The following is a 10,495-nucleotide window of genomic DNA, read 5'->3' on the forward strand; positions in this document are numbered from 1 at the left end:
CGCAGAGTTTTGGAGTGTTTTAGTGCAAAATATCTGGTTGCTCGTCACTTTTCTTTGGTAATTCAGGGGTGAATTCGGCGTAGCATAAAATGGCAGATACTCGAACAAACTCTTCAAGTTCAATAAAGGCGGCTTCTGACTCATCATCGTCTGATACGTCCAGCTCAACTTGTGCAATCTCAGTTAAATCTTCGATGACTTCTTTTACTTCTGCTGATGCTTGTTTAAGCTTTGGTTGAATGATGGCAATGGCAGCTAAATAACTTTGAACCCATAAAGATAAAGCTTCAACACGGACGTTTAAAGACTCTTCTTCTTCTGGCAGTAATAAGGTGAAACCAAATTCAAATTCTTCTAAACGCTCTAAAGTATCTTTATAAAGATCTTCAATTAGACTGTGAAGCTCGGCAGGGAAAGGTTGTCCGTCACTAATGAGATCTTGCATTGGAGTGACCCAAGCTTTGGCTTTGTGTTCGACACCGCCACAGATCAAGCCAACCAAAGTACCATGAACTTCTGCAGGATGTTGAGCAAGCTCAGCGGCTTTTAAGGCTTGAGATAGTTTTTCAATACGAAGGGACGGTGTAGTAACCATAGATATTTCCGGAGTGCGATAAATTCTGTTAAATATTAACAGAAGGCATCGAAATTAGGTAGTTAATGAGAATGAGGATTCGATGGAATCATGCAAGATTTTGAGGTCGAGTTTTCAGTTTTTGTCCAGTTTTTACAGGTGGCCATATGTGTTGCTTCAAATTTGGCATATAAAACTTCTCATTATCCAAGTGCTCCATCCATACCTCGAGGTCTTGCTTAAAATTATTAAAATAGTCAATAAATGAGTCTGGTTCGAAAAGCTCAGCAGGCAATATTACACTGAGTATTAACTGTTGATTTTTTGAATCTAAGCTATATTGGTAGGCGGTTTTGGAGCAGGCTTGCCGATTGTCTTCCAATACTTTCGTTATGAGTTCTTGATATTTTGATGAGTTAACAACTTTTCCAATGGCACAGGATAGTTTAATCGTGTATTTACTCCACGAAATAACAATATTTATATCTGGTTCATAAATGAGTAAGCAAACATTTTCTTCAAGCTGATTTGAATCAACAAACCCAGCTGAGTTTATAAGTGCTAAAACTAGCTCTTTTGCAGATCGATTTGAATACATAAGAGGATGATCTATTATTTATTTTTTAGTGGGTTTGGGACGTGCGTCTACTGCTTTTTTATAAGCTTGATTAAACTCAGTTTCATCACCCCCCCTTAATAAATATTGTTTATAGGCTTTTTGTTCTTCAGCTTTTAGTACTTCAAGACCTGATTCATGTGCGCCAATTTGTACTACAACATCTTCAATTTTTTCAGCTAATTCGCTTTCTTCCTGCTTTAATTGAGCTATTTTGGTCTCAATATCTAAAGGTGAAATAGACTGTTCTGGTCTGGTTTTCGAAAGTGTCAATTTATTTCGCTGCTCATTTTTTTCGGTTTTTTCTAACTTTAGCGCTTCTATTTTTAAATGTAGTTGTTCAATTTTAGTATTATATTCTGTAATCGCTAGCTGAGCTTCTTCGTGAAGTTTCTTAAACTTTTGACCTTCTTCTGATAGTTCTGGTTTACGAAATGGAATTTGCGAGGCAGGAATGACACTTTCTTCAAAACTATCCTCTACGCTTTCTGAGTCGTTAGGGGCATCATCAACATGAGATGTGTGCTCATCCTGATGAGTTGGTTGAGGGAGTTTGTGATCGATAGCATCTTGTGTTGCCGCAGATAACATGTTCAGTTGTTCTATAGCTTGTTCGCCGTATGATAAAGCTGAATGAGTTACTTCTTTACTACCTGTTGTTTCTTTTGCGCCACTTTGACTAGAAACACTCTCTGATCTCATTATATCAGCTTCTTCTTCAACCCCGTCATTTGGAATGTCATGACCTGATTCATTTAAAATAGCTGTAGCAGCTTTCGCTCTACTCGATAATTCATCCCTGTATTGGTCTAGTGTTGCTTGGCCTATCCTTTTTGCAACAAACCATCCAGCTATGGTGCCTTCCTTAACACCGATTCCATGATTTAATAAGAAATTAGCGAATTTATTGCCAGTATTAGCTTTTCCATCTTCAGTTAGATAAGTGCCACGAAATGCCAAGATAGGCTGTGTCCCTACTGGTGGTGTAGACATAAATTACTTCCATAATCTAAAGTTTATGTATTAAGGGTATGTCATTTTTCGGTTTTTGCTTATAAACCAGAAAACTCTTCTCCTATTGAGCCAAAGATTCAGCAGTTGGCTGATTTCACTATTGCACTTTTGTTTTAGTACTTTTATAGTCCACTGACACATCTACAGTGAAAGATGTAATCTTGATGTGATTCGATTATGCTTGAATATGTAGATGAACTTTAAGATGAGGATACGAAACTAACAATGAGTAATAAAGCCGTTAATATCTCGCTATTAGGCCGTACCTACTCAATATCGTGTCCTGCTCAGCAAGAGGTGATATTGATGGATATCGCCGCTCGATTAGAAAAACAGCTAGAAAAGTTGAAGGATAAAACCACCAACTTTAATCGTGAAGAAATTGTGATAATGGCAGCATTAAACCTTGGTCACGAGCTGTATACTGAGCAACAGAAAAACAAAGAGTATCAATTGGAAATGAGCAAGCGCATAAGCTTACTACAAAATACTCTTGAAAAAGCGCTTTTAGAAAAAGCCAAAGTAGAAAAATAACCAGATTTGTTAAAGCGATTTTTTTAGTCGATTTAGCACACCCGTTTTGCTCCTCGGGATACATGCCAGCTGGTAATGTCCCTGTGCCGATGCTTACAATCTTAGGGTGAAGGTTTTACTGACATTGAGCAAGCTCGGCTTGACCGAGAAGCCTTAGGAGGTATAGCTTTACCCGCCTTGAACCTACGGTTCAAGGGCTTACACCGGCAGCGGTATCCTGGGGAGCAGCCTAATCGTCATCTGTTTTACACGGAAAGCAACTCAAGACTTTGCTACCCGTATAGGTAAAACATACTTCTCCTATTTCATTATTTACAATAAATGAACGATTTAGTTCGGAAGAGAAGTAATGCGTAAATGACATCCCTTGATCGTAAAACTTATATTTGGATGCATCATCACCAATGACTTCAAATAGAGTGTCTAGGGTTCTAATGGGGTTATAATATTTATCATCTTCAGATGCATGCGTCGATGGAAGAAACATCACAAAAGAAAACAGCTTTACTAGAAATCGATTCATATTAGTTCCACTCGGCCTCGTACCAATATCGTTGATAGAAACTTCAGTATTATTTTAAGCAATATGATTGATCAACGTACTATGATTTCTCTGGTCCAAATATTCTTTCCCTATTGATTTTTAGCATTTTTTTCTTAAAGAAATCACAATCTTTTTTGCTTGCTGCATACAGGTAATTGCCATCTACGCCTGTTATGGCTTTTATACCGTCACATTTTAAGATTAACAGTTTGTTTTTAATCGAATATTTATCTTGGTCATGGCAGTCAAATTTTTCAATCAATTGTAAAGGCGTGAAGATGATTTGGCCTCCAGCTATAGGTTTAGGACTTGGTTTATAGCATTGAGGTACAGAGCCACTCAAAAACCACCAGTCAATTTCATTGTCTTTATACCAATCACCAAGAACGCTTGATGAGGTGAGCAAAGACAGTAGTGCAATGACGTATTTCATAAATCCCTTTAAAGGTAAGTTAATGAGGGGAGCAATATCTATCTATGCCTAAACTCCGCTATATGATTCAAAATTATGGCGGTTTATTTCCTTATATTAAGCATTGTTCTTTTCAACAGAAGATACAGTTGGCAATTCAATATTTATAATGCAAATGTTTATTGATGTAAAATTATACGTTTTGCATTGTGTCGGGCGGCTATCAATGTGAATATAAAAAGAACCTATTTAGTCTGTATAACTTTTTGTTTTAGTTAGAAGTATGCTTTATGATTTATCCATGTAGTATCCAGTTACTACCTTTAGGCTTTTAAATTGTGATTTAATTTTACAATTATTTCACAAGTACAATAAGGAAGTGCTATGTCAAAAGTTTTGATGATTACTGGAGACTTTGTAGAAGATTACGAAAACATGGTAATTTTCCAAGCTCTACAAGCCATGGGGCATGGAGTGGATGCAGTATGTCCAGATAAAAAAGCTGGAGATCAGATTGCAACGGCTATCCATGACTTTGAGCAACACCAAACTTACCTAGAAAAAACGGGTCATAACTTTACATTAAACGCGACATTTAGTGATGTTAACCCTGATGACTATGATGCCCTGTATATTCCTGGGGGGCGTGCGCCAGAATATTTACGCCTAAATCCAGAAGTGATAAAGATGGTTCGCCATTTTTTTGAAACCAATAAACCTGTTGGCGCCTTATGTCATGGACCCCAACTTTTAGCGGCAGCAAAGGTATTGGAAGGGAAACAAGTTAACGCTTATCCTGCATGTAAACCAGAAGTCGAATTAGCGGGTGCTACTTATATTGAATTGCCTCTAGAGTCTTCTGTTACGGATGGCAATTTGGTTACTGGTCCGGCTTGGACGGCTCACGTTGAGTTTTTAAAACAATTTAACGCGCTGCTTTAACCTAAATTTTTGCTCTTGAAAGGGGAGATTATGTGCCAACTATTTATTGATGCGGAACCATCACTTTGGCAGCCTCGGACAAGATCATTGCGTATTGAAGGCGTTGTAACATCAATACGGCTGGAGCAATTTTTCTGGCAAGTATTAACTGAAATTGCACAACGAGATAATATGAGTGACTCTTCGTTGATCAGTAAGCTTTATTTAGAGTCCATTGATGCTGGGCATGATCTTGGGAATTTCACGTCTTTTCTAAGGGTCTGCTGTGCTCGGTACCTCTCATTAGCGGCCGATAAGCAAATTAGCCGTGATCAATCACCGTTATCTAAGATTTCAAATGTGACGCAAATATTATCTTTAGAAAAGCAGCTTTATTTAACTAAAGAACCTGTAAATTCCAGTAAACATTAAATTCGGCAAGTAATGAAAGTCAAAGCTCTTCTTTGTAAGCTAGGTGAGATCCTTACACCTAAGCAACTGTTAACCAGTGATAGTGATACTAAACCATACCGTAAAGGTTTCCGTGACGGTTTTGGCCCTGCCGTTGCAGTAGCCTTGCCTTCAACCTTATGGCAGCAATACCAAATTATTGAAACCTGTGTTGAAGCTGGTGCGGTGATTATCATGCAAGCTGCAAATACGGGTCTTACTGGAGGTTCAACTCCTACTGATGGGGTAGAAAGGCCAACCGTCATTATCAACACATTGCAAATTAACAATATTCACTTTTTAGAATCTCATCAGCAAATCGTTGCACTTTCTGGTGCCACACTTTTTGACTTAGAAAGACGTTTAAAGCTGAAAAACAGAGAGCCTCATTCTGTTATAGGGTCATCTTGCATTGGAGCATCAATTGTTGGAGGGGTATGCAATAACTCGGGAGGGGCATTGGTTGAACGTGGTCCTGCATATACTGAGTTGGCACTATATGCCGAAGTTGATGAGTCTGGAAAACTTGTTTTAAAAAATGAATTGGATATTGATTTAGGTAATAACCCTGAGGAAATCCTAACACGATTACAGTATGGGCTATTCACTGAAAAGGATATTATTGATAGCGGCAAAAAAGCGTCAGATGATGAATATCAACACTATGTTCGTGATATTCAAAGTTCAGTGCCTGCTCGTTTTAATGCTGATAGTCGACGTTTATATCAAGCCAGTGGTTGCGCGGGGAAATTAGCGGTTTTCGCTGTTAGGCTTGATAGTTTTGAACAAGCTGAACGCACTCAAGCTTTTTTTATTAGTACTAATTCAGCGGATAAGCTTCAGCTTTTACGCCGGAAAATTTTACAGCAAGGCAAATGTCTCCCTATCAGCGCTGAATACATTCATCATGATGCCATTCATCTGGCGGAAGCATACGGTCGTGATACGGTATTCATGATAAAGCGATTTGGCAGCAGTTATTTACCCTCATTCTTTAAACTGAAAAAGCAACTGAGCGGGTTACTGAGTAAATTGGGTTTTGGCAAAAATGGTACAACTGATTATATCTCTCACCTTGTTTTTAAAGTGTTAGGTAGCCAAACTCCAGCCCTTTTTCGAAATTTAAATTCAAACTTCCAGCATCATCTCATTATCAATGCCAAATCTTTTGGTATTGACGAAATAAAGCAATTTGTTGCTGGAATTAATACAGACTGCTCTGCTGATAAACAGCTTAATCTGATTGAACTCAATGCCAAACAAGCGAATGATGCGAGCCTACTTCGTTATGCTTGTGCAAGTGCAGCTATTCAGTATGAAGCTGTACATTCAGAAGAGGTAGATGGCTTAGTCGCATTGGATATTGCCTTACCTAGAAATTGTATGGATTGGTTTGAGGAGTTACCAGAATCACTATCAAACAAGCTCGTTTATAAAAACTATTACGGTCACTTTCTTTGCCATGTATTACATCAAGATTATTTGGTTAAGAAAGGTGAGAACCTAGCTTTGGTAAAGCAAGAGCTTCTCGCATTGTGTGAATCCAGAGGCGCTAAGTACCCAGCGGAACATAATGTTGGGCATCATTATCAAGCTGAGCAGGCGTTAACAGAGCATTATCAATCGTTAGACCCAACAAATACTTTTAATGCTGGGATCGGTGGGCTTTCAAAGAAATCAAACTATGAGTAATGAATCTCTATAGTGGAAGTAATTCAGTTGTTTATGTTGCATTAACGTAAAAACTAAAAGATAATGCGAACGATTACCATTAACTTGTTTGTGTGGAAAACAATGAAAAAACAATTATTTCTTGCGTTAGCGTTATTAGGTGGTTCATCTTCTGCATTTGCGGCAGATTGTGAGTTAAATATCAATGTACAAGATGCAATGACATTTGATAAGCCAAGCTTAGAAATTTCGTTAGCTAAATGTGACAATGTGACTTTAAAATTAAAGCACAATGGCAAAATGCCAAAAACGGCAATGGGTCATAACTGGGTATTAACCACAACGGCTGATCAAGTACCTGTTGCTTCTGCTGGTGTTACCGCAGGCGCTGCAAACAACTACACTCCAGTGGGTGACAAGCGTGTTATTGCGGGTACCAAAATCATTGGTGGTGGTGAAGAAACAAGTATTACATTTTCGACTAAGGGCTTAAAAGCTGGTGGTGATTACACTTACTTCTGTTCTTTCCCTGGTCACTCTTTCTTAATGAAAGGTAAGTTTATCGTTAAGTAATAGATGTAATGCTCATTGTTGAGTTATTCGCTTTATTAACAATAAAAAATAACCCCAGTTTAGTGACTGGGGTTATTTGTCTGAAATGAATCAAGTTAAGGGTTTACTGCTCTGGAGTAACGGTAAAGGTTACACTTCCTGAATGTTCACCAATAGTTGCACCAATTGTAACTGTACCTTCTGCTATAAACTCAACAGAGCCTTCAGTTGAAACTGTTGCGATTTCGGGATCAGTTGAAGTCCAAGTCACTCGGTTGGTAATGTCTACACTCGCTCCACCTTCAGTAAAACCAAGTGCTTCCATTTGTGTTTCGCCGTTAATAGGAAAATTGTCTTCGCCACCATTGTGAGAAACTTCGATTCGGTCAAAGTTATCAGCAACAACCGTCACTTCAATGGGATCACTCTCAACACCATTTAGCATCGCCGTGATATTAGTTGAACCTGCACCTACAGTTTGGGTTTCGCCGCCGTTATCTCCGATTTCAATAACATTTGGGTTACTGGTTTTCCATTGTACCGCGTCAGTGATATCAATCTTTGATTGATTATCGTACGTCCCTTCGGCTGCAAAAGTAATATATGTACCTATGGCTACTTCAGTGGTATCAGATTGAGTACTGATCGCAATGCTATCAAGCTCATTACCAGCTGCAACAACGGTTACGGTTAAGTCTGGTGTAGTTAGAGTACCTCGAGTTGCAGTAATGATGACTTGACCAGTAGCTTTACCGGTAAGAGTATTGCCTTCAAAACTAGCGATAGCTGGAGCGTTACTGTTCCAAGTTACTGAGCTAGGGTCTACATCTTTTCGATCTTGATTTCGGAATGTTTCTTGAGGAATAAAATCGTGGTCTTGTCCGATTTCAATCGTGCTAATTTGATTTTTAATCCAAAGGCCATTAGGTGCAAGCTCTGAAACAAGAACCTTGATTGGATTACTTTCTATGTTTTGGTAAGTAGCAGTAACCGTTGTCTCACCTGGTTTTACACCTGTTAGCACACCAGTATCATTTACGGTTAAAATTTCAGGACTAGCACTTTTCCAAGTAACATCTTTTGTCAATTTAACCGAAGAGCCATCAGAAAAAACGCTAGCAACTTCAAGCTGTTTAGTACCATCGACATCAATATCAACATCATCAGACAAAATATTTACGGCCGTTAGTGTTTCTGCTTTTACAGATAATGATTTTGATTCTGCAGTTAACCCTTTGTAGGCGGCCGCTATTTCGGTTAGACCAGCTTCAATTGCTGAAACTAAACCTGTATCAGAAACAGTAGCAACGCTTTCATTTTTACTGCTCCAATCAGCATCTGCAGTAACATCCTTAGTTGAATTATCACTATAGGTCGCTGTTAACTTATGCGGATGAGAAGTCCCCTTTTGCATAACATCTTTAAAGTCAGTAATCGCTACTGAAGATAAAGTGGGAGCTGGCGGGGGAGTTGGGTCATCTTTTTTATCACTGCCACATGCAGCAACCAATAACAAAGACAACAGTGGTGTTAGATATTTAAACAATCCTTTCATAACGTCACCTACATCCTTATGGTATATGAAGATCGCAATTTCTCTATATTTACCTAAGAGAAGATTGCGGAGGTAAGTTCAATTTATAGTTGAATTTAAGGATATTGCCACTTTACGAGGAGAGACTTAATATAACGATTTTTATCGTAGGTGAGGAAAAAGTGTAAGTCTTTCGACCTACACTTTGTCGCTATTTTCTAGATATCTTCTAAATAATTTAAAATCCCTATGGCGGCTTTACGCCCTTCATCAATGGCGGTGACGACTAAATCTGCACCACGTACCATATCACCCCCTGAGAAAATTTTTGGGTTTGAGGTTTGATGAGCATAGTCTCGGCGATTAACCACAACTCGATTTTTTATGTCTAACTCAATATCGTGCTTAGCCAGCCAGTCGGCTGGGTTTGGCTGAAAACCAAAAGCGATGATAACGGCATCAGCCTCAATTACGCTATTTGAACCATCAACTAATTCAAAATTAGGGCGAGCATTTGGAGTTGATTGTGAGCTCTTTGTTTGCAAACACTCAACGCCGACTACAGAGTTATTTTCGGTTTTAATCTCAACGGGTTGGTGGTTGAAAATAAAGTTAACACCTTCTTCTTTGGCATTAGTGACTTCGTTAGCTGACCCCGGCATGCTGGATTCATCACGGCGATAAATGAGCGTGACTTTTTCAGCCCCTTGACGAATAGCTGTTCTTACACAATCCATTGAAGTATCACCACCACCCAATACGACAACATTACGACCTTGTAAGTTGATGTATGGGAACTCAGCGGTATCTTGACCCATGATGTGCTGCGTATTTCCAATTAAATAGGGTAGGGCTTGATAAACACCTTGTGAGTCCTCATTAGGTATATTGGCTTTTAGGGCTTTGTATGTTCCTAATCCCAAAAATACGGCATCGTGAGACGCAACCAAATCATCAAATGAAATGTCCACGCCAACATGGGTGTTAAGGCTAAAATTAACACCCATACCTTCTAAGATTTTACGTCGATTTTGAATGACAGACTTTTCAAGCTTGAAGGCCGGAATTCCATAAGTTAATAGTCCGCCGATTTCAGGGTATTTGTCGTATACCGTGGCTTTGATACCGTTCCTCGCTAACACATCGGCACAAGCTAACCCAGCAGGACCTGCACCAACAATGGCGACATTTTCTGATCGTGGAGTTACTTCTGATAAATCTGGTTTCCAACCTTCTTTGATTGCAGTGTCAGTGATATATCGTTCGATATTGCCAATGGTAACGGCGCCAAAGTCGTCATTGAGAGTACAAGAACCTTCACATAGACGATCTTGTGGGCAAACTCGACCACAAACTTCGGGTAGGCTGTTAGTTTGATGGACTAAATCAGCGGCTTCCATTAAGCGGTTTTCGGAAATGAGCTTTAACCAGTTTGGAATGTAATTGTGCAGCGGGCACTTCCATTCACAATAAGGGTTACCGCAATCCAAACAGCGTGAAGCTTGGGTATTTATTTCTTGTTGTTGATTAGGACGATATATTTCAACAAACTCGGAGCGTCTAAGGTTAATCGGTTGCTTTTCCGCTAAATGGCGCTCGGTATCTAAAAATTGAAAATCATTGCTCATACTGCCACCTTCTCGGACTGGATTTTGTTCCAATCTCTATTTTTA

At 39.1% G+C, this 10,495-nt stretch carries 12 protein-coding genes and 1 other RNA gene; 6 read left to right on the forward strand and 7 right to left on the reverse strand.

Features of this window, described 5'->3' with window-relative positions; genetic code table 11:
* Positions 1 to 19: 19 nt before the first annotated feature.
* From E2H97_RS04995 to E2H97_RS05005, 3 genes are all read right to left on the reverse strand, one after another.
* Positions 20 to 595, reverse strand: a complete 576-nt coding sequence (locus tag E2H97_RS04995) for a UPF0149 family protein (RefSeq protein WP_133406122.1) — start codon at positions 593 to 595, stop codon at positions 20 to 22.
* 88 nt (positions 596 to 683) lie between these two features.
* A complete protein-coding gene (locus E2H97_RS05000; RefSeq protein WP_133406123.1) occupies positions 684 to 1,172 on the reverse strand; it encodes a CesT family type III secretion system chaperone in 489 nt (162 codons plus the stop codon).
* A gap of 18 nt (positions 1,173 to 1,190) precedes the next feature.
* Positions 1,191 to 2,183, reverse strand: a complete 993-nt coding sequence (locus E2H97_RS05005; protein WP_133406124.1) for a hypothetical protein — start codon at positions 2,181 to 2,183, stop codon at positions 1,191 to 1,193.
* A 246-nt stretch (positions 2,184 to 2,429) separates the two neighbouring features.
* On the opposite strand from E2H97_RS05005, the gene zapA reads away from it, so the two are divergent.
* The gene (gene zapA / locus E2H97_RS05010) at positions 2,430 to 2,738 is read left to right on the forward strand and encodes a cell division protein ZapA (RefSeq protein ID WP_133406125.1); all 309 of its coding nucleotides are present in this window, start codon (positions 2,430 to 2,432) and stop codon (positions 2,736 to 2,738) included.
* A gap of 47 nt (positions 2,739 to 2,785) precedes the next feature.
* A non-coding RNA gene (gene ssrS, locus E2H97_RS05015) (6S RNA) lies at positions 2,786 to 2,966 on the forward strand.
* A gap of 1 nt (position 2,967) precedes the next feature.
* On the opposite strand, the gene E2H97_RS05020 is transcribed toward ssrS, so the two are convergent.
* Positions 2,968 to 3,261 (reverse strand): hypothetical protein, encoded by a 294-nt coding sequence (locus tag E2H97_RS05020; RefSeq protein ID WP_218938237.1) that lies wholly within the window; start codon positions 3,259 to 3,261, stop codon positions 2,968 to 2,970.
* A gap of 79 nt (positions 3,262 to 3,340) precedes the next feature.
* Positions 3,341 to 3,715, reverse strand: coding sequence for a hypothetical protein (locus tag E2H97_RS05025; RefSeq protein WP_133406126.1), 375 nt, complete (start codon positions 3,713 to 3,715; stop codon positions 3,341 to 3,343).
* Positions 3,716 to 4,078: 363 nt separating this feature from the next.
* On the opposite strand from E2H97_RS05025, the gene E2H97_RS05030 reads away from it, so the two are divergent.
* From E2H97_RS05030 to azu, 4 genes are all read left to right on the forward strand, one after another.
* On the forward strand, positions 4,079 to 4,636 hold the full coding sequence (locus E2H97_RS05030; RefSeq protein WP_133406127.1) for a DJ-1/PfpI family protein: 558 nt from the start codon (positions 4,079 to 4,081) through the stop codon (positions 4,634 to 4,636).
* Positions 4,637 to 4,666: 30 nt separating this feature from the next.
* Positions 4,667 to 5,047 carry a ribbon-helix-helix domain-containing protein gene (locus E2H97_RS05035; protein WP_133406128.1) on the forward strand — a complete coding sequence of 127 codons (381 nt, stop codon included), beginning with the start codon at positions 4,667 to 4,669 and terminating at the stop codon, positions 5,045 to 5,047.
* A gap of 12 nt (positions 5,048 to 5,059) precedes the next feature.
* Positions 5,060 to 6,757: a D-lactate dehydrogenase gene (gene dld / locus E2H97_RS05040; RefSeq protein WP_133406129.1), complete on the forward strand. Its 1,698-nt coding sequence runs from the start codon at positions 5,060 to 5,062 to the stop codon at positions 6,755 to 6,757.
* A 102-nt stretch (positions 6,758 to 6,859) separates the two neighbouring features.
* Entirely contained in the window at positions 6,860 to 7,309 is a 450-nt protein-coding gene (azu, locus tag E2H97_RS05045; RefSeq protein WP_133406130.1) for an azurin, read from the forward strand.
* A 103-nt stretch (positions 7,310 to 7,412) separates the two neighbouring features.
* Here azu and E2H97_RS05050 read toward each other — a convergent pair whose 3' ends face one another.
* Both E2H97_RS05050 and E2H97_RS05055 read right to left on the reverse strand, forming a co-directional pair.
* The gene (locus E2H97_RS05050) at positions 7,413 to 8,843 is read right to left on the reverse strand and encodes an Ig-like domain-containing protein (protein WP_133406131.1); all 1,431 of its coding nucleotides are present in this window, start codon (positions 8,841 to 8,843) and stop codon (positions 7,413 to 7,415) included.
* A 197-nt stretch (positions 8,844 to 9,040) separates the two neighbouring features.
* Positions 9,041 to 10,450 carry an FAD-dependent oxidoreductase gene (locus E2H97_RS05055; RefSeq protein WP_133406132.1) on the reverse strand — a complete coding sequence of 470 codons (1,410 nt, stop codon included), beginning with the start codon at positions 10,448 to 10,450 and terminating at the stop codon, positions 9,041 to 9,043.
* Positions 10,451 to 10,495: the final 45 nt, after the last annotated feature.

It is taken from the genome of Parashewanella tropica (genome assembly GCF_004358445.1).
In the GTDB taxonomy this organism is placed as follows: domain Bacteria; phylum Pseudomonadota; class Gammaproteobacteria; order Enterobacterales; family Shewanellaceae; genus Parashewanella; species Parashewanella tropica.